Raw genomic sequence first — 23,251 nt, forward strand, 5'->3', positions numbered from 1 at the left:
TCCCCACCTCCACCCCACGGACATCAAAGGACCTACGAGATGCAGCACTACACCCCGATCACCGCTACCCCGGATACCCGAACCACCCCGGCTGAGGCCGACCCCTTCGAGCACCGCTTCGGTAGCACCCACCGCCTGCCGAAGGGACTGCGGAAAGAGGCCCGGGGCATGAGCTGGCCGCTGTTTACCGCCACCTACTGCCCCACCCCGGATCTGCGCATCACCGGACTGACCAGCGAGAAGCTGCGCGCCGGCAAGGCCCGCTTCAGCGCCGAGCTAACCACCTACTCCAAAACGGCCGCCCCGACGAGCACCCGCCGCGAGACCATCGCCACCGGGCCGGCCTCAGCTATCACCCACTTCCTGGCGGAGGAGGGACGCTACGTCGAGATCCGCACCTTCCGCCAGCAGCGCATCTTCGAGGCCACCGTCACCTTCCTCGAGGTCGCCCACCAGTGGGATCACACCCGCACCGCCTGGGCCGTCGGCTTCGGGCCCACGGACGCGACCTCCATCGCCCACGCCCTGGCTTCCGGCGCGCAGCGCATCCACGGCTAGGCCACACACGCAGGGAATTCAACACTGTCAGTGAATACTTCACTTTTGCAGCAATGGATTTCGGGTTAAGGTAGTTTCTTGTTAGCCGCGCCAGTGCGCGGCGCCTTATTGCATACCGTGTCTGCACCCCTGCAGCGGGCCACGCCCCGCGGTCCCCGGCGGGATCGACGCAGGAGCATCCACGGTGGCACCGGTTTATGGGTATTAAAACTTCTAAACCGGCCGCTGCTTTTGTCTTGATTTTTTAAAGGACTAGCCATCGGGACGGCGCCGGCCTCACGGCGGGGAATAACGCTTGATCATTCAACCACCCGCGACCGTGCCTAAGTGGGGAGCTGCCATAACGTGCTAGTACTGCTGTTCGCCCTCGCGCTCGCTGCCGTGGTGGCCACCGTCTTAATCCGCTGGATCGGCCAGGCCGGATTCCTGCTGCTGGCGATCGTGCCCGCCGCAGGTTTCGGCTGGGTGCTCTCCCACTTCTTACAGGGGACCTTTAATGATGGCGGGGCCTTAGTCCACAGCATCGAGTGGATGCCATCGGTACACCTCAATATTGACCTGCGCCTCGATTCCCTGGCTGCGCTGTTCAGCCTCATCATCTTGGGAGTCGGCACCCTCGTGCTGGTGTATTGCTGGGGCTACTTCGATTCCAATCCGCCCCGGCTGGCAAAGTTCAGCGGGGAAATGGTCTCCTTCGCCGCGGCGATGTTCGGCCTGGTCATCTCCGACAACCTCCTGTTGATGTACATCTTCTGGGAGATCACCTCGGTGCTGTCCTTCATGCTCGTCGGCTACTACGGCGAGCGGGCCTCCTCGCGGCGCTCCGCCGGCCAGGCGCTGATGGTGACCACCTTGGGTGGGCTGGCGATGCTCGTCGGCATCATCTTGCTCGGCCGCCAGACCGGGGCCTGGACCTTCTCCGCGGTCGCGGACATCGACTCCTTGGGCGATGTCCCCTTCATCCTGACGGCCGTGGGCCTGATCCTGGCGGGCGCGCTGTCGAAGTCCGCGATCGCCCCGGCACACTTCTGGCTGCCCGGCGCGATGGCCGCCCCGACCCCGGTCTCGGCGTATCTGCACTCCGCGGCCATGGTCAAGGCCGGCATCTACCTGGTCGCGCGCATGGCGCCGGACTTCTTTGTCGTAGAGGGCTGGCACCTCATCGTCATCGGCCTCGGCGTGTTCACCATGCTGCTCGGCGGCTGGATGGCGCTGAAGCAGAAGGATCTCAAGCTCATCCTCGCCTACGGCACCGTCTCCCAGCTGGGCTTCATCATGTCGGTGATCTCCATCGGCTCCCGCGAAGCCTTGCAGGCCGGCCTGGCGCTGACGTTTAGCCACTCGCTCTTCAAGGCGGCGCTGTTCATGATCGTTGGCGCCATCGACCACACCGCCGGCACCCGCGATATCCGCGAGTTCTCCGGCCTGGGCAAGCACCAGCCGCTCATGGCCACCCTGGCGTGGATCTCCGCGCTGTCCATGGCGGGCATCCCGCCGCTGTTCGGCTTCATCGCCAAGGAGACCGCGCTGACTACGGTGCTGGAAGAGGAACTGCTCGTCGGCATGCCCGGCCAGCTCTTGCTCGTCGGCCTGGTGGTCGGCTCCGTGCTCACGATGGCCTATGCGCTGTACTTTTTGCACGGCGCTTTTGCCACCAAGAGCGCCGATCACCCCAGCGGCGGCGGCACCTCCGAGGCCGTGCAGAACATGCACAACATGGGCTTCTCGCTGTGGATCGCGCCGCTGATCCTCACCGTCGGCACCGTGGTACTCGGCCTGTGGCCGGTGCCCATGGACGCCGCGATCAACATCCACCTGGATAACGTCACCCCGCTTGCCGACGGCGAAAGCGCCTTCCACCTCGAGCTCTGGCACGGAATCACCCTGCCGCTTCTGCTCACCGTGTTCATCGTCATCGCCGGTCTCATCATGCACTGGCAGCGCGAGCTGGTGCGCCGCGCCCAGTTCGACGCCCCGGCCCTGGGGTCCGCGGATCACGTCTACGACAACATCGTCGACTTCTTCCGCAAGATCTCGCTGCGCCTGACCGCCCAGACGCAGCGCGGCTCGCTGACCATCAACCTCGGCGTCATCTTCACCGTGATGATCCTCCTGCCGGGCAGCGCACTGTTGCTCGGCGAGCTCAACGACGTGCGCATGGTCCTGTGGGACACCGCCTGGCAGGCCGCCGCCGCGGCCGTCATCATGGCAGCCGCCGTCGCCGCCTGCTTCCTGGTCAACCGTCTGTCCGCGGTCATCGCCGTCGGCGTGACCGGCTACGGCCTGGTCATAGTCTTCGCGCTGCACGGCGCCCCGGACCTGGCGCTGACGCAGGCGCTCGTCGAGACCGTCATCATGGTCATCTTCGTGCTCGTTCTGCGCAAGCTGCCCACCACCGCGGACCTGCGTGTCAATGGCGATTCGAACCGCCTGCGCGCCTGGATTGCTATTGCGGTGGGGTTGATCGCGACCGTCGTCACGCTCTTTGCCATCAACGCGCGCACCGCCGAACCCATCTCGGAGGCGATCCCCGCACTTGCCGACGCCATCGGCCACGGCGCCAACGCCGTCAACGTCATCCTGGTGGACATCCGTGCCTGGGATACCTTCGGCGAGATCTCCGTGATCATCATCGCCGCCACCGGCGTGGCCTCGCTGATCTTCCGCAACCGCTCCTTCACCCGCGACACCCGCCGCCCGGTCTTGCGCACCCACGGGCGCCGCTGGCTGGCCGCGGACGTCGAGCCCGAGAAGGTGCAGAACCGCTCGATCATGGTGGACATCGCCACCCGCATCCTCTTCCCCTCGATGATGGTGCTCTCGGTGTACTTCTTCTTCGCCGGCCACAACGCCCCCGGCGGCGGCTTCGCCGGCGGCCTCGTCGCTGCGCTCGCGTTCAGCCTGCGCTACCTCGCCGGCGGCCGCGCCGAGCTCGAAGAGGCCCTGCCGATCGACGCCGGCCGCCTGCTGGGCTTGGGCCTCATCGCCTCCGGTCTCGCAGCCGTCTTGCCGATGATCCTCGACGGCGCACCGCCTCTGACCAGCTACTACTGGAGCTGGGAGAACGTGCCGCTGATCGGCTACTTCTCCATCCCTTCGGCGTTGCTTTTCGACGTCGGTGTCTACCTCATCGTCATCGGCCTCATCAAGCACGTCCTCGACTCGACCGGCTCCCAGCTGGATCTGGAAGAAGACATCCGTAAGCAGCGCGCCCGCGATCGGGCCCGCTCGCTGGCGCGCGCCGCCGAACAGCGCCGCCGCCACGAGAAGACGGGCTCGCGGACGGTGGCGCGCGGACCGCTGGCGTCGTCACCCCGCGGCCCATCCACCGCGACGCTGGATCCCACCAGCCACGCAGACCCCGACGACGATAACGACCGAAAGGAGCACAAGTAAATGGAAGCCAACCTGGTTCTGCTCCTCGCGGCGGGCGTGCTAGTCACCGCCGGGGTCTACTTGATCCTCGACAAGGTGCTCACCCGCATCCTCATGGGCGTGGTCCTGCTCGGCAACGGCGCCAACCTGCTCATCCTGCAGGCCGGCGGCGCGGCCGGATCCCCGCCCATCGTGGGCCGCGACAACGAAGTCGCCGGGCCCGAAAACGCCGATCCCCTCGCCCAGGCGATGATCCTCACCGCCATCGTGATCTCCATGGCGCTGACCGCGTTCATCCTCACCCTGATCTACCGCCAGTACCGCTACCGCACCGCGGACATCGTGGAACAGGACGCCGAGGACGCCGCCGTCGCCACCGCGGCCAGGTCGAACACCTCGTGGTCCGCACCGGATCACGATGCCTCCGACGACCCGGAGACCGGCCGCATGACCAGCGAGGGCGACTCCTTCGGCCCGAAGTCCTTCGAGTCTCCCGTGAAGGGGGCCAACGATGAGTGAGTTTCTCGCCCCCTACGTCGATATGGTCGCGCCCTATGCGCCGTATCTCATCCCGATGATGATCCTGCTGCCGGCGTTCAGCGCAGCGCTGACGCTGCTCTTCGCCCGGCACCCCAGCATCCAGCGCTGGATCGCGCTGATCGCGCTGGCAGGCCTGATGGCCGTGAGCTTCATGCTCGTGGCGATCAGCGACCTCCACGGCATCCAAACCGTCCAGATCGGCGGCTGGGACGCGCCGATCGGCATCACGCTCGTGGCCGATCGCCTCTCCAGCATCATGCTCGCGGTCAGCTCGATCGTGCTGTTCGCGGTGATGCGGTTCGCCATCGCCCAGGGCATCCGTGACGGCGGCACCGAAGACCCCATCGCGGTCTTCCAGCCGACCTATTTGCTTTTGACCATGGGCGTGAACCTCTCGTTCCTCGCCGGCGACCTGTTCAACCTGTACGTCGGCTTCGAGATCTTCCTCGTCGCCTCCTACGTGCTGCTCACGCTCGGCGCCTCGGCCTCGCGCGTGCGCGCCGGCATCAACTACGTGGTCGTCTCGATCGTCTCGTCGATGATCTTCCTCATCGCGATCGCGGGTGTCTACGCGGCAGTCGGCACCATAAACCTGGCGCAGATCGGCATCCGCATGGAGGAGGTTCCCGACGGCACGCGCGCCGCCGTCTTCGGCATCCTGCTCGTCGCCTTCGGAATCAAGGCCGCCGTCGTGCCTCTCGACGCCTGGCTGCCCGACTCCTACCCCACCGCCCCCTCACTGGTCACCGCAATCTTCGCGGGCCTGCTGACCAAGGCCGGTGTCTACACGATCATCCGCATGCGCTCGACCGTGTTTACCGACGGCGAGTTCGACGACCTCCTGCTCGTCGTGGCACTGGCCACGATGATCGTGGGCATCCTCGGCGCCATGGCGCAGACCGACATCAAGCGACTTTTGTCGTTCACCCTGGTCAGCCACATCGGCTACATGATCTTCGGCATCGGCCTCGGCACCGCCCCGGGCCTCTCCGGCGCGATCTTCTACGCCGTGCACCACATCCTGGTGCAGACCGCACTATTTCTGGTGGTCGGCCTCATCGAGCGCCAAGGCGGCACCTCGTCGCTGCGCCGGCTCGGCTCACTGATGTACACCGCGCCGGTGGTCGCGGTGCTCTACCTCGTGCCCGCGCTCAACCTGGGCGGCATCCCGCCGTTTTCGGGCTTTTTGGGCAAGGTGGTCCTCCTCCAGGCCGGCGCCGAGCAGGGCTCCTGGCTGGCGTGGGTCCTCATCGGCGGCGCCGTGGTGACCTCGCTACTGACGCTGTACGTCATGGTGCTGGTCTGGTCGAAGGGCTTCTGGCGCGACCGCAAGGACGCCCCCGAAGGCGCCATCGCGATGGCTCGTCCCGCCCCGCTGGCCGACGTCACCGAAGACGAAGTCGAGTTCACCGAGCGCCAGGACGTCGGCCGCATCCCCTTCGGCATGCTCGGCTCGACCGGCATGCTCGTGACCGTGCTCTGCGCGATCACCCTGGTGGCCGGCCCGCTGTCCGGCGTGACCGACCGCGCCGCCGAAAGCGCGCAGGACACCACCATCTACCGGGAGGCCGTCTTAGGCACGAACTGGTCTGATCCGGGCCGCACCCTGGACCAGGCCACCCCGGACCAGGAGCCCGACCAGTTCCAAAACCGCGACCACCCGCTGCGCCCGGCGGCTGACGAGGAGGCGAACAACTGATGCTCAACCGCCTACGTTTCCGCATCCGCCCGGCCTTCGTCGCCTGGATCGTTGTCATGTGGTGCTTGCTCATGGGCGAGCTGTCCTGGGCCAACGTCTTCGCCGGGATCATCGTGGGCCTCGGCGTGGTGATCCTCCTGCCGCTACCCGCCATGCCGATCGGCGGCATGAGAGTCCACTGGATAGGGCTGATCCGCTTCGTGATCGTCTGGTTCCGCGACCTCATCATCGCCTCCGTCAAGGTGGCGTGGCTGGCGCTGCGCCCGGCACCGCCGCCGAAGACCGCGATCATCCGCATGCCGATGCGCGTATCCAACGAACTCGTGCTCTACTTCGCCACCGTCGCCTACAACCTGCAGCCCGGCGGCTCGGTCTCTGACCTCGACATCGCCAACCGCATGTGGACGGTGCACCTGCTCTCCGTTCCGGACGAGAAAGCCCTAGAGCGCGAAAAGAAAAGCATCACCGAACTAGAGCGCGCCATGATCCGCATTTTCGAGGAGGGCTGACCGACATGAACGACCATCTCTACAACGTCATCCTTGTGCTGCCGGCGATCCTCATCGCCACAGCCCTGGTCATCGTGGTCTGGCGCATCATCGCCGGTCCCAACTCCATGGACCGCATGCTGGGCCTCGACGGCTTCATCGCCATGATCCAATGTGCGCTAGCGATCTACATCTGCTGGACCCTCGACACCACCGTCGTCAACGCCATGCTGGTGGTCGCCCTGCTCGGGTTCATCTCGTCGATCTCCGTCGCACGCTTCCGCAAGAGGGACGGTGCCTAGATAATGAACTGGAACCTCATCGCAGACATCCTCTCACTCGTACTGCTCATCCCCGGCGCAGTGTTCGTCTTCTCCGCCGCCGTGGGCGTCGTCCGCTTCCGCGACACCATGTCTCGCGTGCATGCGATCACGAAACCCCAGACCACGGGGCTGATCCTCATCATCCTCGGCGCATCCATCCACGTGACCGGCTCGGAAGAATTCTCGGTCTCTGAACGCGGCGACCTCGGTATGCTGCTGCTCTTGGTGATCTTCGCGCTCATGACCTCCCCCGTGACCGCCCAGCGCCTCGGACGCATCTCCCGCCGCGAAGGCCTCTACGGCGAACCCGAGGATCTCTCCCTCAACGAAGCACCCGCCGAACGCCCCGGCCGCAAGCGCGGAGAGATCAGCCGGCGCATCGAAAGGCGGACCGGGAGCACGCCGGGGGCTTAGGGTCCTGGTTTCGGTGTGGGTTTGGGCTGATCACTCCTGATGGAGCCATGCGGCGGTATCGTTTTAGCACGCCCGGTCGAAAGGGGGGCCCTAAAGGAGTCCCGCGCGGTCGAAACCAGGACTCCTTTCTGTGCAACTCGTTTCGACCAGCGATAGCGCGGCATACGCCGAACAGCATCAGAACCCCAACAGCACCCGAACAACCCCACCAAAAACCTAAAACCTTAGCCCCTGCTGGATCAGCGCGACGAACTGCTCGGGCTCTTCGCGGTAGTCCACGGCGTTACCCGCAGACGCGGCGCCGAAGAACTCGGTAGCTTTACGGGCTTGGGCGGAATTGCCGAAGGTGATGATCTTGGCCTGAACCTTCGACAGCTCCATCGAGGCGCGTTCCATCTGTTCGATCGTCTGCTTCTTGGTGGTGCCCTTGCGCTTGAACATGAAGTTCGGGATGAAGCGGAAGATCGTGCGCGCGGCGCGGATCGACCTCTCATCGAGTCCGACCACCGGGTCGACGAGAATGAGGCGGCCAACGCGCTGGGGCTGGCGCGCAGCGAAGAGCCCCGCGACGATCGCGCCGCCGGAGTACGCCACGATGTCGACGTTGCGGAGTTCGTGTTTGTCGAGGGTTTCTTCGATGAGCTCGAGCGGCTGCCCGGTGTTCGCCACCGGGCGCGCCGAGATCTCCGCGGGCAGCGCGTTGATGACGCCGCTCCACTCGTCGGGCAGATCGCCCGGCGCACCGAGCAGGATCACCGTGCGCGATCCCGCGGTCTGATCAGGGCCTTCAGAATCAGGATGCTTGTCTTCCATGCGCCCCAATCTACCGTTCGGGGCGCAGCTCCCACATCTCCGCGGCCGTCTTATCGATGACCGGCTTCCAGTCCCCCTCCAGCTGGAAGAGGCGTCGCTGCCGGGAGTAGCCGGCCGCGCGTTCGGAGATCTCGGGGATTAAAGCGAGCTCGGGTGCGCAGTCGAGGTCGTGGGCGACGGGCATGAGCTCGTCGATAAGCTCGTCGAGCTCCTGGGTGATCCAGCGTTCCTCGGTGTCGCGGGAGGTGATCACCAGCGCCTCCATGCCGTAGCGCGCGGCGCGCCACTTGTTTTCGGCGACGTGCCAGGGCTGCAGGGTTGGCAGGTCTTCGCCGCGGTCGATCTTGCGGTCGTAGTAGACGACAAGGCAGTGCGCGAGCGCCACCAGGGCGGAGAGTTCCCGCAGGTTGGAGGTGGCGTCGGAGACGCGGATCTCGATCGTGCCCCACTTCGCGGCCGGGCGGATGTCGAAGTGCATGGAGCCGGTGTGGTTCGTCACGCCACTGGTGGCCTGGTCGTGCTCGAAGTTGAGCCACTCCTGCCAGGAGCCGAACTGGTAGGGCATGCCGGCGGTCGGTAGCTGCTGGTAGAGCATGGTGCGATTCGAGGCGTAGCCGGTGTCGATGCCGTCCCAGCCGGGTGACGACGCCGACGGCGCCAGCAGGTGCGGGTACTTCGTCATGAGGGCGTTGATGATCGGCCACACCCGGTCCTCGTGGCTGACGCCCACGTGCGCGTGGATGCCCCAGATGAGCATCTGCTGGCCCCAGTACTGGGTGCGGTTGATGATTTCCGCGTATGTCATTTTGGCGCTGACGGGTTGTTTGCGGAAGTCGGAAAACGGGTGCGAACCTGACGCCCACAACTTCAGCCCCAGTTCGTTGGCGCCGACGCGTAGGGCCTCGAGGTCGTCGTGAAGCTCGGCGACGGCGCTGGGCACGCTGTCGTGGATGCCGGTGACCAGCTCGACGGTGTTTTGGAGGAATTCGCGCTCGAAATGGATCTCCGAGTGCCGATCATTGACCAGATCAATCAGCTCCACCGCCCGCGGCACCAAGTCGCGGGTGACAGGATCAATGACGCCGACCTCCCATTCGACGCCGAGGGTCGGTTTCGGCGAGCGCTTGAACGACTGCGCCATCAGACGTTAATTCCGCCCGTGAGCACCAGGGTGATCTGGCGGTCGCCGGTGACCTCGTCGGGAAGGCTTTCAGCATTAGGCTTGGCGACGGCCGGCAGCCCGTTCGTCCGGTTGATGTGATCGGCCAGCTCCCGGGCGGCACGCTCACCTTCCGCATCTCCCTCGGCGAAGAAGACCGTGGTCTCGGCGACGATGGCGTCCGACTCCGCGAGGTTGCCGTGGGTGCCCATCTCGCGGCCCTGCTCCTTGAGATCGCGGTAGACATCCTCGGCGATGCCCGGCTCCAGCGAGTTGTTGAGAACGTTGATGCGCAGCGGCTCGGCGGCCTCGGCGTCGCCGGCGTTCGCGCCGGCACCTGCACCCGCTCCTGCGCCTGCACCTGCGCCGCCGGCTGCGCCCGCGCCGGCACGTGCACCAGTGGCGGCGGCGCCGTTGCTGCGGTCGTCGGTGGGGCGGGCGGCGTCGTCGGCGCCCGGGGCGTCCGCGGCGTCGTCGGTCGCTTCTTCGCGGGGGTTGGTGGGGGCGGCGGTGTCGTCGGCACCTGCTTCGGGGCGGTCGGCCTCGGCGGTCGCGGTGGTGTCATCGCCGCTGGCGGTGGTGGTGTCGTCGCCACCCTGGGTCAGGGCATAAAGGCCCCAGAGGCCGAGCATGACAGCGACGGCGATGAGCACCATCGCGAGTCCGCGCAGAGGGACCCCGGCGCCGGTTTCCGTGGTCTGATTCTCCTGATTCACATTAGTCACAGCGTTAACACTAGTAACTACTGTCGCTGTGCCTGGCTTTCTCCTCGGCGCGTCGATCACGAATTCTGCGCAACCGGGCGGTGAGGGTCGGGTAGGCGGCCATCGCGGCGTCGAGATCAATGAGCAGGTTGAGGCGCTGGTAATAGCGCGTCGGGGTGATGTCGAACTGTGCGCGGATAGCCTCCTCCTTCGCGCCGACCGAGCGCGGGGCGGTGCGTTCGAACTCGAGAAGGCGGGCATCGGATTCGGTCAGCTCGGGCATGCCTAAACTGTAGGCCATGACCATTCGCCCCATCGTCATCTACGGCGACCCCGTCTTACACACGCCCACGGAGCCGGTCACGGAGTCGCCCGAGGAGCTCGCCGAACTCATCGCCGACATGCACGCAACCATGGACGCCGCCAACGGCGTCGGATTGGCCGCGAACCAGATCGGCATCAACAAGCGCCTGTTCGTCTACCACTGCCCCGACACCGAAGGCCCCGACGGCACCGAAAAGCCCGAGGGCGGCATGCGCCGCGGCACCGTGATCAACCCGGTGCTCGAGACGAGCGAGATCCCCAAGTCCATGCCGGCGACCGACGGCTCCGAGCACGAAGGCTGCCTCTCCCTTCCGGGCCTCGCCTTCCCCACCGGGCGTGCCGACTGGGCGAAAGTCACCGGCACCGACGAAAACGGCAACCGGATAGAGGTCGAAGGCTACGGCTTTTTCGCCCGCTGCCTGCAGCACGAGGTCGGCCACCTCGACGGCTACGTCTACACAGACGTCCTCGTGGGCCGAAACAAGCGCAGGGCCAAAAAGGAGATCAAGGCCAACGGGTGGAAGGTGCCAAACAACACCTGGACCCCCGGCGTCGACGAGGACCCGTTCGGACACTAGATGTCATATATCTTCCGCTCTGATCGCGTGGCCATCGGCGAGCGCGTCGTGTGTCGGCGGCGTTTCGACGACACGTTTTCCGACGTCATCGGCCACGTCATAGCCCTCGATCCGCTAACCATCCGCCCCCAGGAAGTCGGCGGCTACCCCTCCGACCTGCCGGCCGTGGAGATCCCGGAGGAGCAGATCTACGTGGTGAAGAAGCTCTCGCCGCGGCGTATCCGCAACTCCGACATCCGGCATGTCGAGACCGCCTACGCCAAAGCCTTCCCTGGCACCGACCACCGCTGGAGCACCGACGGCCAGTGGCTCATGCGCGCCGGCGACGGCATCACCGAACGCTCGCACTCGGTCACACCCTTAGGCCGCGCGGCCGGCTTCACCGCGCTGCCGCTCGACGAGATCACCGCGTTTTATCAGTCGCACGACCTGCCCGTACGCCTCCACATCCCGGAGCGCATCGGCAAGGCCGCGGAGCAGGTCGTCGGCCTCGACGGCTGGGAGCTCGGCCCCGAAATTTTAGTAATGACCCGGGTTCTGCGGGACCTTCCTTCCGTACCGGCGAATGGCTTTTCGGTATCGATTGATGCCCAACCCGACGACGACTGGCTCGAGCTCTACCACTTCCGCGGCGAGAAACTCCCCGTCGACGCCCTGCGCGCGCTCTACGACGAGATCGACGGCACGATGGCATTCGCCCGCCTGCGTAATGCGGAAGGTCAGACCGTAGCGATCACTCGCGCGACCATCACCGAATCCACCGACGAGACGACCTGGCTGGGCTACTCGGCGGTCGAAGTCGCCGAAGATTTCCGGCGCCGCGGACTGGGAACCCTGCTCGGCGCGGAAGTGCTCGCCTGGGGCGCTCGGCAGGGTGCTGAGAAAGCGTATCTGCAGGTCATCAGCACGAACGAGGCCGGGATCGCGCTCTACGACAAACTCGGCTTCATCGAACATCACCGACACCGATACGCGTTAAAGCGGTAGGGTGTTGGTGTTTGGGGTTCTGTGTTTTGGGGTTCTGGCGGTTCTTTAGGTACTGCGTTCGGGATGGTTTTGCGGCTGCTTGGCCGTAGTGCGGTAGCGCTGGTCGAAAGCAGTCACACCTAAAGGAGTACTGGTTTCGACCAGGCGTGCGAGTGCGATAACGCCGCATGGCCGGTAGGGCGCCTAGCGTTCTGACGATCTGCTTTTCGGTGCGGTTTGACGTTTCTGCTGCACAAAGGCTTGAAAGAAGGTGCTTGTAGGGCGTGTCCTATAAGGTTTTGTGTGAGAAAATGGCCCGATTTTGCGTCCTACAAGGTTCTTTCTTCAGGCATTTGTGTTCGAATGGCCCGCAGGTCCCACAGAACTGACCGCGATCAGGCCTGCGCCCCGCATCCGCATAGAGCGCTAGCGCTGGTCGAAAGCACCATCACGAAAAGACCCCACAAACACCCTTCCTTTCGACCGCGCGGGACTCCTTTATATAGACCTGATTTCGACCAGCGCTACCGCAGCATGGCAGGAGGAGCCTGACGGACCGCCGGAGCCCCACAGAAGTGATTGATGAGGCTGGCGGGACGACCAGGCAGCAGAGTCGCACGCCCGCCCGGCCACATGCTCATACCGCACTACCGCTGGTCGAAAGCGCCCCTATAGAAAGGGCTCTCACACGGTCGAAACCAGCACTCCTTTAGGGGTGGCTGTTTTCGACCAGCGCTAGCGCAACATGAAACGTCCGCAAGCGCACCCACAGAAACACCCAACCCCACCCAACCCCAGAAAACCTACTTCCGCCGCTTGATCTCGCCGTAGTTGATGCCCCCGTGGGTGATGGTGGGCACCAGCGGCCACTGCCGCTTCCAGTTCGCGCACTCCGAGGAGGCGAGGATCTGCTTCCAGCGGGGATCCTTCTGGCAGTAGCTCGCCATCTCTTTCTCCTTGATCATGGAGTCGTATTGGTCGAGGGAGTCCTCGAGGGTGTTGGCGTTGAGCACGACCTCGCGTTCGTAGAAGTCGGCGGTGGGTTTGATGCCGGGGATGCGGGAGAGCTCGGGCTGCCAGGAGTCGGCGGCCATGCCGTTTTCGGAGGAGATCCACACGCCTTCGGGGGTGTTGATGCACAGCGAGTGATTGCCGTCGGTATGCCCGGGAGTCCACAGCAAGGAGATACCCACGCCGAGTTCCACGTCGCCGGCAAAGGTGGAGAGCACCTCGCGGTCGACGCCGTCCATCCCGCCTTCGACGTACCAGGAGGACTGCATGGGGTGCAGCGCCTCAAAGGTGCCGAGCTCCGCCTCGTGGACGAGCAGCCGGGCATGCGGGAAGATCGGTTCGTATGCCGGCTCACCGGCGGGGACCTCGTGAACAGAGCCGACGATCATGCGCGGGTCCTGGACGTGGAGGTGGTCGAAGGAGACATAGTCGACATCCGCGTTGTTCATGCCCACCGACGGCAGGATGTCGTCGGGGTCGTTGAAGTACTTGGCCAGCAGCTTTTCGGTGCCGAGGCGTTGGGCGGTGCGCGCGAGACGTCGGAACCATTTCGGCCCGGTACCCTGCCCGAGCAGGGAGCTGTAGAAGCCGGCCTTCTTCGTCCCGTCCGCCACGGTGGGCTCCCACACCAGGGTGCGCGGCACGCCGTTGAAGTCCTCGTACTGGATGACCAGCATCCGGTTGATGATGCTGATCAGGGGGTTGAGGTGGATCGAGTAGTTCTGGAAGGCGTACTGCGCGGGATAGGGCGCAGAGGCGATGTCGAAGGAGCGCACGCCCAGGACGGTGCCTTGGGTAAGGAAGCGTCGTCGATAAGCGCGGGCCGCCTCGCGCACCGCCTCGACGCGCTTGCCGCGCAGCCAGATGTCGTGGACACCGTCGAATTCCGGGATGGGCCGCATAGTGGGCGGATCCACGAGCTGGCGTTCGCGGACGATGTCGGGGCTCGACGAATAAGGGACGCTATCACTGGATCCCCAGTCGTCTCGGCGTCCACTGGTTACGGGTTCGACACTGGTCATGGGTCTTCCTTTCCCCGGCACAGGCAATCTCACAGGCGCACAGGCCGGTCACTGGTCAGTTTCGCGTTGATGTATCGGCACAGCCAGGTGGGCGAAAAGCGCGAGGTCAGGTACGCGAGTTTGGCCTGCCTGCCCACCGGATGATGGATTCTGATGGGGCTACGGCGCGGGGCCTCGACGACGTCGGCCACCGCGCGCGCCACCTCGGCCGGTGTGAGGTTGACCCCGAGGCGCCGGGTGCCGCTAGTTTCCACCCCGTCGAGCATCCCGGTGGCGGCATAGAGCGGCCACACGGAAGCGACGTCGATGCCCTCCTCGGCCCACTCGAGCTCGAGCGCTTCGGTAATACCCCGGATCGCGAATTTGGTCGCGGAGTAGACCGCCATATCGGGGGTGCCGTAGATAGCGGAGGCGGACGCGATATTGACGAGCTTGCCTCCACCGTCTTTCAGCCAGGGGTAGGCCGCCCGCGCGCCGAAGAGCACGCCTTTGACGTTGACGTCGACAAGCTGGGCGCCCTTGTCGTAGGAACCTTCCTCCATGAAAGGCCCGCCGTAGAGAATCCCGGCGTTGTTGACCACGACGTCGATGCCGCCCCCAGCGGCCGCGGCGAACTCCGCCAGCGCATCTTCCCACGTGTGCGGGTCGCTAACGTCGAGAAAGCCGGTGTGCACGGAGTCGCTGTGCACCCAGTCGAAGCCGTCGACGAGGTCGTAGACCCCCACCGTCCATCCTCGCTCGGCGAGGATCTCGGCAGTGGCGCGGCCGATACCGCGGGCCCCGCCACTGATAAATACTGATCGCGTCATACCCACACCTTAAGTGAGTCATCTCACACAATCTACCCCGAACTCCCACATAACCCGCCGGACTGCGCTACGGTGAAAAGACACCGACCGAACACGGGGGCCCGAAGGTAGAGGGCTGAGATCCGCGCTGTATCCCGCGCGACCACCGTTTGAACCTGTCTGGTTAGCACCAGCGAAGGAAGTGAGGATAAGTCCATGACGGACGTGTATGCGCGAGAAATCCACCCCAAGCACCGCTACGCTCCGATCGAGGAGAACGGGCTGAGCGTTCCCGAAACCGCGATTGATCTCGACGACTCCCCCACCGGCCCCAACGAGCCGCTGAAGATCTACCGCACCCGCGGGCCCTGGGCGGAACCCACCGAAGGCCTTCCGGGGCTGCGCAGCGAGTGGATCCGGGCCCGCGGTGACGTCGAGGAATACACTGGTCGCGCCCGCAACCTTCTCGACGACGGCAACCGCGCGCTCAAGCGCGGCGAGGCCAGCCAGGAGTGGAAGGGCACGCGCCGGAAGCCCCTGCGCGCCGCGAAGGACCGGAAGGTGACCCAGATGCACTACGCCCGGGCCGGCGAGATCACCCGCGAGATGGAGTTCGTGGCGTTGCGCGAGCATTGCGACGTCGAGAAGGTCCGCCGCGAGGTCGCCGCCGGGCGCGCGATCATCCCGAACAACGTCAACCACCCCGAATCCGAGCCGATGATCATCGGCAACGCTTTTTTGACGAAGATCAACGCGAATATCGGCAACTCGGCGGTGACGTCGTCGATCCGCGAGGAAGTCGATAAGCTGCGCTGGGCCACCCGCTGGGGCGCCGATACGGTGATGGACCTCTCCACCGGCAATGACATCCACACCACCCGCGAGTGGATCCTGCGCAACTCTCCGGTGCCGATCGGCACCGTGCCGATCTACCAGGCGCTCGAGAAGGTCAACGGCGTCGCCGAAGACCTCAGCTGGGAGATCTTCCGCGACACCGTCATCGAACAGTGCGAACAGGGCGTCGACTACATGACGGTCCACGCCGGCGTGCGCCTGCCGTTCGTGCCCTTAACCACCCGCCGGGTCACCGGCATCGTCTCGCGCGGCGGCTCGATCATGGCCGGCTGGTGCTTGGCGCACCATCAGGAGTCTTTCCTCTACGAGAACTTCGACGAGCTGTGCGAGATCTTCGCCGCCTACGACGTCGCTTTTTCGCTTGGCGACGGACTGCGCCCCGGTTCCGCCGCCGATGCCAACGACGCCGCTCAGTTCGCCGAGCTCAAGACCATCGGCGAGCTGACCCGGAAGGCGTGGGAGCACGATGTGCAGGTGATGGTGGAAGGCCCCGGCCACGTCCCGCTGGATAAAGTGCAGGTCAATAACGAGAAGGAACAAGAGTTCTGCGATGGCGCGCCCTTCTATACCCTGGGCCCGCTCGTCACCGACATCGCGCCCGGCTATGACCACATCACCTCGGCGATAGGGGCGGCGAACATCGCCATGGGTGGCACCGCCATGCTCTGCTACGTCACCCCGAAGGAGCACCTGGGTCTTCCCAACAAGGACGACGTGAAGACCGGCGTGATCACCTACAAGATCGCCGCGCACGCCGCGGACGTCGCGAAGGGGCACCCGGGTGCGCGCGACTGGGACGACGCGATGAGTAAGGCCCGCTTCGAGTTCCGGTGGCATGACCAGTTCGCGTTGTCGTTGGATCCGGAGACCGCGCAGTCCTACCACGACGAGACGTTGCCGGCCGAGCCGGCGAAGACCGCTCACTTCTGCTCGATGTGCGGCCCGAAGTTCTGCTCGATGCGCATCTCGCAGGACATCCGCGACACCTTCGGCGCCGAGCTCGGCATGCCCGGGGTGGGCCTGCCGGAGACCGCCACGGACGCCGAGGCGGAGGCCGGCATGGAGCAGAAGTCCCGCGAGTTCAAAGAAGCCGGCAACAGCATCTACCTCACCGCCGAGGAGGCCCGCAGTAGGTAACCTAGTGTCCATGCGCATCGCTTCGTGGAACGTCAACTCCGCCCGCAGCCGTGCTGAACGCATGGTGGATTTTCTGCAACGTCACGACGTCGACGTCTTAGCCGTCCAGGAAACCAAAACCAGCGACGCGAAGTTCCCCTACGAGGCTTTCGAGGCCATCGGCTACGAGGTCGCGCACGTCGGCTTCAACCAGTGGAACGGCGTGGCGATCATCTCGCGCGTGGGCATCGACGACGTCGAAAAACACCTGCCCGGCCAGCCCGGCTTCGCAAAAGACCCGGATGCCGAGCAGCCCCTCGAGGCGCGCGCGGTCGGCGCCGTCTGCGGCGGGGTGAAAGTCTGGTCGTTGTATGTGCCCAACGGGCGGGAGATCGGCGATCGCCACTTTGATTACAAGCTCGCCTTCCTCTGGTCCGCGTGCTGGTACGCCCGCCGCGAGCTGGAGGAAAACCCGGAAACGCTCATGACGATGGTGGGCGATTTCAACGTCGCCGAGCGCGACGAGGACGTCTGGGACATCGCGGTGTTCGACGGCAAAACCCACGTCACCGAACCCGAGCGCGCCGCCTTCGGGATGCTCACGGAGTCCGGGATGGCCGAGATCACCCGCTCCCTTGCCGACGGCCGCTACACCTACTGGGACTACAAAGGCATGCGCTACCAGAAGGACGAGGGCATGCGCATCGACTACCACCTCGCCTCCCCGGCGCTGGCAAAAAAGGCCACTTCCGCGCTTATCGACGCCGACGAACGCTCCGGCAAAGGCGCCTCGGACCACGCGCCGGTGATCGTCGACTACCACCTCGAGGCGGCGAGGGTGGACGCGCCGGACTACGACAGCGTGCGCTGATATGACGATCGACCTCGATTTTTCCACCTGGCAGGTGGTCGGTTTAGCCATTGACTACGCGATCAAGATCGCCGCGGTGGGAATTATTCCGGAGGGGCGGCGGCCGTCGTCAAGCAATGCCTGGCTGCTGCTCATCCTGCTTCTGCCCTTCATCGGCCTGCCGTTGTTCCTGCTCATGGGCTCGCCGTATATCAACCGGCGCCGCCACCGCATCCAGCAGGAAGCGAACGCGATGATCGAGGACGTCCAAAGCGACATCCCCGATCACCCCCCGGGCGCCGAACCCGGCGCGGAACTCGCCTCCATCGTGCAGCTCAACCGGGAGCTCACCGGGCACCCGGCAGTCTACGGGCACAACCGCGGGCTTTATGCGGATTACGACGACGCCATCCGCCGCATGGCCGACGTGATCGACACCGCGAAGCGCTACGTCCACGTGGAGATCTACATCGTGGCCTGGGACGAGACCACCGACGTGTTCTTCCAGGCGCTAAAGCGCGCGACCGCCCGCGGCGTCGAGGTGCGCCTGTTGTTCGACCAGATCGGCTCGCTGAAGTATCCGGGGTTTTTCTCCCTCGGCAAGAGGCTCGACGCGATCGGCGTGAAGTGGCGGCACATGCTGCCGCTGGCGCCATGGCGGCTGCGCTTCCGCCGCCCAGATTTGCGCAACCACCGCAAGGTTGTCGTCGTCGACGGCGACATCGGGTTCATCGGCTCGCTCAACCTCATCGACCGCAGCTACCTCGTGTCCAAGAACGTGCGCGCCGGGCGGCAGTGGATCGACTACATGGTGGAACTCAGCGGGCCGATCGTGGCGTCGCTGGAGCAGATGTTCGCCGTCGACTGGTACACCGAATCCGGTGAGACGCTGGCGATCCGCCCGCCGCACGACATCGGCGGACGCCCGGGCGATACGAACGTCGTGCAGCTCATCCCCTCCGGGCCGGGATACACCACCGAGCCGAACCTGCGCATGTTCACCTCGCTGATCTACCACGCGAAGAAGCACCTGATCATCTGCTCGCCGTACTTCATCCCGGACGAATCGATCCTCGAGGCCGTAACCACCGCCGCCTACCGGGGTGTGCGTGTCGACCTGCTGGTCTCCGAGCAGGCGGACCAGTTCCTAGTGCATCACGCGCAGTCGTCGTACTACAAGGTGCTCCTGGAATCGGGCATCCACATCCATCAGTTCCCGAAACCCTTCGTGCTGCACTCGAAGTTCCTCATCGCTGACCCCGACGACGTCCCAGAAAGCTCGGTCGCGGCCTTCGGGTCGTCGAACCTGGACATGCGCTCCTTCGGCCTCAACTACGAATCAACGGTGCTGGTCAGCGACGGTGACCTCATCCCCCAGCTGCACGCCCTCGCGAACAACTACCTCTCCGTGGCGAAAGAGCTCACCCTCGCGCAGTGGAACAAGCGCAGCTGGCGCCGGCGCTATGTCGATAACGTGGCGAAGCTGACTTCGGCGTTGCAGTAGGTTGGGGGTTCTGCTGAGGGTTCTTCGGTTCTGGCGGTTCTGCTGGTTTCTGTTGGTTTCTGCATGTTGCGCTGTCGCTGGTCAAAAGGAGGAGCATCTAAAGGAGTGCTGATTTCGACCGCGTGAGACTCGTTTAGGGGTGGCTCCTTTCGACCAGGCGTACGAACGCGATACCGCTGCATGGCCGCTAGGGTACCTAACGTTCCGAAGGTCCGCTTTTCGGTGCGGTTCCGCGTTGTTGCCACACAAAAGCTTGAAGGAAGATGCTTGAAGGGCGCGCCCTTCAAGGTTTTGTGTGAGGAAATGGCCTGATTTTGCGCCCTTCAAGGTTCTTCCTTCAAGCATTTGTGCTCGAACACCACGAGACGCCATAAAGTCAGCCACTGCCGGCCATCACGCTATGCCAGAAGGAGCCTGATAGGTCACAAGGGCACACAGGAGTGACTGATGGGACTAGCGGGACGATCAGGCGGCGGAGCCATACGCCGCCCAGCCATACGCCCATAACACGCTACCGCTGGTCGAATTCACCATTACGAAAGGAACCCGCAAACGCCCTTCCTTTCGACATCGCGGAGCTCCTTTCTATGAGGGTGATTTCGACCAGCGCTAGCGCACCATGTGAGCATCAGAAAACCCAGAAAACGCAGAACCCCTACTCCACTTCCCGCGCCGAGGGCCCGGGCCGCGTCGTCGCATAGACCGCCGCGAGCAGCCCGGCGAGACAGCACACGGCCATGGTCAAGTCCGCGGGAGTGGTGTATCTGTCCTTCCTGAATCATTGGAATCTAGTGGAGGGGGTGTCGGGGACCGGCGCGGGCTGGGTTGCTGTGCATTAGGCCGCTCCCTCGGTCGTGACGGTGTTGCTCGCGTCGACGGTGTTGGCGACGATAAGCTTTCGGGTTTGTTCCAGGCTTGCCAGTGACATGTAGCGCTTTTGTTGAATCCAATCATCATGCTGCTCGGCGAGCACTGCCCCGACGAGTCGTACTACCGCGGCCCGATTGGGGAAGATGCCGACAACGTCAGTACGCCGGCGGATTTCCCGGTTGAGTCGTTCCGTCGGGTTATTCGACCACACCTTCGTCCACACAGCTTTCGGCGTGTTCGTGAACGCTAAGATCTCATCCAACGACTCTTCCACGTATCCGGCTACTTCTGGGAAACGCTGGTGACAGAACTCTACTACTTCCCGGGCTTGGTCCCACGTGGACCTGGCGTCGGCTTGCTGAAAAATGGAATGAAACATCCCCGACAACGTCGTCCACCCGCGCTTGGAAACTTTCGAGGAAAGGTTCTTGGCAAAATGCGTTCGGCACCGCTGCCAACCGGCAGTAGGAAGAACTTGGCCGACAGCGGCCTGGATACCCAGGTGGGCATCACTAGTGACGAGGTAGACTTCACCAAGTCCGCGGGCTTTTAAGTCCTGGAAGAACCCGGTCCAAGATTCCACGGACTCTGATGTTGCTACTTGCATGCCCAAAAGCTCCCGGTAGCCGTCGTTATTGACACCGGTGGCAATAAGCACGCTGGTCGTGACTACCCGTCCGCCTTCACGAACTTTCATGGTCACCGCATCACAGGACAGGTAGTAGTACGGGCCCTGATCAAGCGGGCGGGTTCGAAACTCCTCGACCATGATGTCGAGTTCTTTGGCCATGTCAGAGACCTGGGACTTCGACAGGTTGGTGATCCCCAGTGTTGCGACCAGGTCGTTCATCCTGCGGGTGGAGACACCCTTTAAGTAGCAGGTGGCGATCACTGTGGTCAGGGCCCGTTCGGTTCTGCTGCGTCGTTCCACAAGCCAATCAGGAAAGAAGCTCCCGGTGCGTAGTTTTGGGATAGCGACGTCAATGGAGCCGACACGGGTGTCGAGTTGGCGGTGACGGTAGCCATTGCGGGTGTTGGTGCGCTGCGGAGAAACAGTGGCGTAGTCAGCACCGCAGACGCTGTCGGCCTGAGCCGAGAGGATTTGGTTGATGAAGTCCGAGAGCATTTGGCGCATCAAATCTGGGGACGCTTGAGTCAGTAGCTCTTCGAGATACGCGGTCGGATCGATATGATGAGGGTCAGCGGCCATCGCAGGGTACTTCCTTTCGAGGATAGGTAGAAGTTGATTCGAAAGGTACCCGCGATGGTCGCCTTCATGCACACCGGCACAAGACTTACCGCGGGCTACAGATACACCACGCTAACGGACGCAACCACGGCCATGCTCAGGGACATCGCCACCCCGGCGGAGGAACCTAAGCCCACCACCGGGCCGATCGCGCCGGCCACGACGAACTGGAAGAACCCCATAAGCGCCGAGGCCCCGCCGGCCCGCGAGCGAACCTGCAGGGTGCCCAGCGACATCGAGTTGGCCTGCACGAATCCCTGGTGGGAGACGAATAGGAACAACAGCGCGAAGATGACCCCCTCCGGCGCACCGCCAGTGCCCACCACCGCGAGCAACGCCCCGGCGGCCAGCAGCTGCGCCCCGGCGGCATAGCGCACGAGGTAGCGCGGGTCGAAGCGGTCGATCAGTCGGGCGTTGATGATGTTGCCCAGCAGCAATCCCACGGCGTTGAACCCGAAGATGAACGAGAAGGTGCGCGGGGAATAGCCCATCTCGCCTTGGATCATGAACGACGACGCCGAGAGGTAGCTGAACAGCGCGCCGAACGCGCAGACCACTACGAGCAGGTAGCCGCGGAATCCCGCGTTGGCGATGACATAGCGGTAGTTGCGGGCCACCGAGGTGACGGTGACTTTCTCGCGGAGGTGCGCAGGTCGGGACTCGGGGATGATGAACACGGCCGATCCCAGCTGCACGAGTGCGAGCCCGGCGAGCACCCAGAACAGCCCGCGCCACCCGATCGGCTCGACGAGCAGACCACCGACCACGGGTGCGAGCACCGGCGCGAGCGTTTGGATCGACATCATTGCGGCGAAAGCCTTGGCGGCGCGTCGTCCGCTGGCGAGATCCGGGATCACCGCGCGGGAGGCGACCATGCACGCCCCGGAACCTAAGCCCTGGAGCACGCGGGCGGTGATGAGTACCCAGATCGTCGGGGCTAGGGCGGCGGCGATGGCCGCTACGAGCGCGAGCACCGCGCCGGCGATCATGAGTTTCTGCCGGCCGAGGGCATCGGAGAGCGGGCCGATGACCAGTTGGCCCACGGCTAGGCCGATGACGAAGCCGGACAGCGTGAGCTGCACCATCGGCTGGGTGGTGCCGAAGTCCGCGGCGATGCCCGGCAGCGCCGGCAGATACATGTCGATCGAAAAGGGCGCCGCCGCCGAGAGCACCGCGATGCCGATGAGGAGAGTGAGCGAGAAGCGGTAGTTCTCGCTGCCGGGTTTAGGCATCGCGACGCAGCGTCACCACGAGTCCGGCCACCCACGCGACGATCGCCCACGCGGCGAAGACCGCCAGCGAGGACCACACCGGCCAGTCGGTGTTTTCGTAGGGCATGTTCTGGATGAAGGCGTTCATGTTGAGAAATGGCATGGCGCGCGCGATCTCCGCGCCGACATCCGGGATCACGCGCAGCAGCTGGTCGAAGCCGAGCAGGAGGATGATGGTGATCGCCACGGTGCCGGCGGTCTGGCGCACCAGCCAGCCGATGCCTTGGACGAACATGATCGCGACGACGGTCACCAGCGGCAGCACCCACAGAAGGCGCTGGCCAGCCTCGTCTTCGAAGGGCGTGAAGGTGTCCTGGATCTCCTCGGCAAGCAGCGTGTTGGTGAGGACATACGCCGCGACGGTGAACACGAGCGCGATGAGCGCGCCGATGAAGCCGTAGAGCACAAGCTTGGCGACGACCACCGGCCAGCGCTTCGGCGTCGCCAGGAAGTTGCCGGAGGTCAGCCCGAAGCGGTACTCGGTGGTGACCACCATGATCGCCTGGATGAGCACGACCGCCATGCCGAACATCAGGTACGGGAAGATGGCGGTCTGCGGGGTGATCAAGGCACCCATGGCCGGGTCGGCCTCGACGTAGAATTCCTGGTTCCCGGCGCCGGCGCCAGCGGCGGCCGGGTCCTGCGGGCTGACCAGCGCCGCGGTGAGGCCGGTGATCGAGAGGCTGACGACGAAGACGAGGGCGGTGGTCCACCAGAACGACGCGGTGGAGCGCAGCTTGGTCCACTCGGACCGGAGGGTGTTGATAAACATCT

21 protein-coding genes and 1 riboswitch are annotated in these 23,251 nt (G+C 64.6%); of the genes, 12 read left to right on the forward strand and 9 right to left on the reverse strand.

Annotated features, from left to right (window positions below; all coding sequences use genetic code 11):
• Nucleotides 1-39 precede the first annotated feature (39 nt).
• The 7 genes from C3B44_RS10200 (at nt 40) to mnhG (ending at nt 7,397) form a co-directional block, all read left to right on the forward strand.
• Nucleotides 40-558, forward strand: coding sequence for an acetyl-CoA acetyltransferase (locus tag C3B44_RS10200; protein ID WP_108432268.1), 519 nt, complete (start codon nt 40-42; stop codon nt 556-558).
• 345 nt (nt 559-903) lie between these two features.
• On the forward strand, nt 904-3,954 hold the full coding sequence (locus C3B44_RS10205; protein WP_108432269.1) for a Na+/H+ antiporter subunit A: 3,051 nt from the start codon (nt 904-906) through the stop codon (nt 3,952-3,954).
• Nucleotides 3,955-4,452: a Na(+)/H(+) antiporter subunit C gene (locus C3B44_RS10210; RefSeq protein WP_108432270.1), complete on the forward strand. Its 498-nt coding sequence runs from the start codon at nt 3,955-3,957 to the stop codon at nt 4,450-4,452.
• On the forward strand, nt 4,445-6,172 hold the full coding sequence (locus C3B44_RS10215; protein ID WP_108432271.1) for a Na+/H+ antiporter subunit D: 1,728 nt from the start codon (nt 4,445-4,447) through the stop codon (nt 6,170-6,172). Before C3B44_RS10210 ends, C3B44_RS10215 begins: the two co-directional genes overlap by 8 nt.
• Nucleotides 6,172-6,681, forward strand: a complete 510-nt coding sequence (locus C3B44_RS10220) for a Na+/H+ antiporter subunit E (RefSeq protein ID WP_108432272.1) — start codon at nt 6,172-6,174, stop codon at nt 6,679-6,681. Before C3B44_RS10215 ends, C3B44_RS10220 begins: the two co-directional genes overlap by 1 nt.
• A 5-nt stretch (nt 6,682-6,686) precedes the next feature.
• Nucleotides 6,687-6,962 (forward strand): monovalent cation/H+ antiporter complex subunit F, encoded by a 276-nt coding sequence (locus C3B44_RS10225; RefSeq protein WP_108432273.1) that lies wholly within the window; start codon nt 6,687-6,689, stop codon nt 6,960-6,962.
• Nucleotides 6,963-6,965: 3 nt separating this feature from the next.
• The gene (mnhG, locus tag C3B44_RS10230) at nt 6,966-7,397 is read left to right on the forward strand and encodes a monovalent cation/H(+) antiporter subunit G (protein ID WP_108432274.1); all 432 of its coding nucleotides are present in this window, start codon (nt 6,966-6,968) and stop codon (nt 7,395-7,397) included.
• Nucleotides 7,398-7,613: 216 nt separating this feature from the next.
• Here mnhG and C3B44_RS10235 read toward each other — a convergent pair whose 3' ends face one another.
• From C3B44_RS10235 to C3B44_RS10250, 4 genes are read right to left on the reverse strand one after another with little or no spacing between them, the layout of a single operon-like run.
• Nucleotides 7,614-8,210, reverse strand: coding sequence for an alpha/beta fold hydrolase (locus C3B44_RS10235; protein WP_108432275.1), 597 nt, complete (start codon nt 8,208-8,210; stop codon nt 7,614-7,616).
• A 10-nt stretch (nt 8,211-8,220) separates the two neighbouring features.
• Entirely contained in the window at nt 8,221-9,351 is a 1,131-nt protein-coding gene (locus tag C3B44_RS10240) for a glutamate--cysteine ligase (protein WP_108432276.1), read from the reverse strand.
• Nucleotides 9,351-10,094, reverse strand: a complete 744-nt coding sequence (locus tag C3B44_RS10245) for a LytR C-terminal domain-containing protein (protein WP_158268659.1) — start codon at nt 10,092-10,094, stop codon at nt 9,351-9,353. The genes C3B44_RS10240 and C3B44_RS10245 overlap by 1 nt, the downstream gene beginning before the upstream one ends.
• A 10-nt stretch (nt 10,095-10,104) precedes the next feature.
• On the reverse strand, nt 10,105-10,356 hold the full coding sequence (locus C3B44_RS10250; protein WP_108432652.1) for a DUF3263 domain-containing protein: 252 nt from the start codon (nt 10,354-10,356) through the stop codon (nt 10,105-10,107).
• Nucleotides 10,357-10,372: 16 nt separating this feature from the next.
• Between C3B44_RS10250 and C3B44_RS10255 the strand changes: the two genes are divergently transcribed.
• Together C3B44_RS10255 and C3B44_RS10260 are read left to right on the forward strand one after the other, a co-directional pair.
• Nucleotides 10,373-10,975, forward strand: a complete 603-nt coding sequence (locus tag C3B44_RS10255; RefSeq protein ID WP_108432278.1) for a peptide deformylase — start codon at nt 10,373-10,375, stop codon at nt 10,973-10,975.
• Entirely contained in the window at nt 10,976-11,962 is a 987-nt protein-coding gene (locus C3B44_RS10260) for an N-acetylglutamate synthase, CG3035 family (RefSeq protein WP_108432279.1), read from the forward strand. It abuts the gene before it with no gap.
• A 782-nt stretch (nt 11,963-12,744) separates the two neighbouring features.
• Here the strand turns inward: C3B44_RS10260 and C3B44_RS10265 are convergent.
• Together C3B44_RS10265 and C3B44_RS10270 are read right to left on the reverse strand one after the other, a co-directional pair.
• A complete protein-coding gene (locus tag C3B44_RS10265; protein WP_108432280.1) occupies nt 12,745-13,974 on the reverse strand; it encodes an MBL fold metallo-hydrolase in 1,230 nt (409 codons plus the stop codon).
• Nucleotides 13,975-14,003: 29 nt separating this feature from the next.
• On the reverse strand, nt 14,004-14,783 hold the full coding sequence (locus tag C3B44_RS10270; protein WP_108432281.1) for an SDR family oxidoreductase: 780 nt from the start codon (nt 14,781-14,783) through the stop codon (nt 14,004-14,006).
• A gap of 83 nt (nt 14,784-14,866) precedes the next feature.
• A riboswitch (TPP riboswitch) is annotated at nt 14,867-14,981 on the forward strand.
• Between C3B44_RS10270 and thiC the strand changes: the two genes are divergently transcribed.
• The 3 genes from thiC (at nt 14,979) to cls (ending at nt 19,087) form a co-directional block, all read left to right on the forward strand.
• Nucleotides 14,979-16,754, forward strand: a complete 1,776-nt coding sequence (gene thiC, locus C3B44_RS10275; protein ID WP_108432653.1) for a phosphomethylpyrimidine synthase ThiC — start codon at nt 14,979-14,981, stop codon at nt 16,752-16,754. Its footprint overlaps the riboswitch before it by 3 nt.
• A 10-nt stretch (nt 16,755-16,764) precedes the next feature.
• Nucleotides 16,765-17,604 carry an exodeoxyribonuclease III gene (locus tag C3B44_RS10280; protein ID WP_108432654.1) on the forward strand — a complete coding sequence of 280 codons (840 nt, stop codon included), beginning with the start codon at nt 16,765-16,767 and terminating at the stop codon, nt 17,602-17,604.
• A 1-nt stretch (nt 17,605) separates the two neighbouring features.
• Nucleotides 17,606-19,087 (forward strand): cardiolipin synthase, encoded by a 1,482-nt coding sequence (gene cls / locus C3B44_RS10285; protein ID WP_108432282.1) that lies wholly within the window; start codon nt 17,606-17,608, stop codon nt 19,085-19,087.
• An 835-nt stretch (nt 19,088-19,922) separates the two neighbouring features.
• Here cls and C3B44_RS10290 read toward each other — a convergent pair.
• The 3 genes from C3B44_RS10290 to C3B44_RS10300 form a co-directional block, all read right to left on the reverse strand.
• Nucleotides 19,923-21,167 carry an IS256 family transposase gene (locus C3B44_RS10290; protein ID WP_108430557.1) on the reverse strand — a complete coding sequence of 415 codons (1,245 nt, stop codon included), beginning with the start codon at nt 21,165-21,167 and terminating at the stop codon, nt 19,923-19,925.
• 95 nt (nt 21,168-21,262) lie between these two features.
• Nucleotides 21,263-22,438 (reverse strand): multidrug effflux MFS transporter, encoded by a 1,176-nt coding sequence (locus C3B44_RS10295; protein WP_108964118.1) that lies wholly within the window; start codon nt 22,436-22,438, stop codon nt 21,263-21,265.
• Complete coding sequence (locus C3B44_RS10300; protein WP_108432283.1) at nt 22,431-23,249, reverse strand: ABC transporter permease; 819 nt, start codon at nt 23,247-23,249, stop codon at nt 22,431-22,433. Before C3B44_RS10300 ends, C3B44_RS10295 begins: the two co-directional genes overlap by 8 nt.
• Nucleotides 23,250-23,251 lie beyond the last annotated feature (2 nt).

The sequence above is a fragment of the Corynebacterium yudongzhengii genome, assembly GCF_003065405.1.
Taxonomy (GTDB): domain Bacteria; phylum Actinomycetota; class Actinomycetes; order Mycobacteriales; family Mycobacteriaceae; genus Corynebacterium; species Corynebacterium yudongzhengii.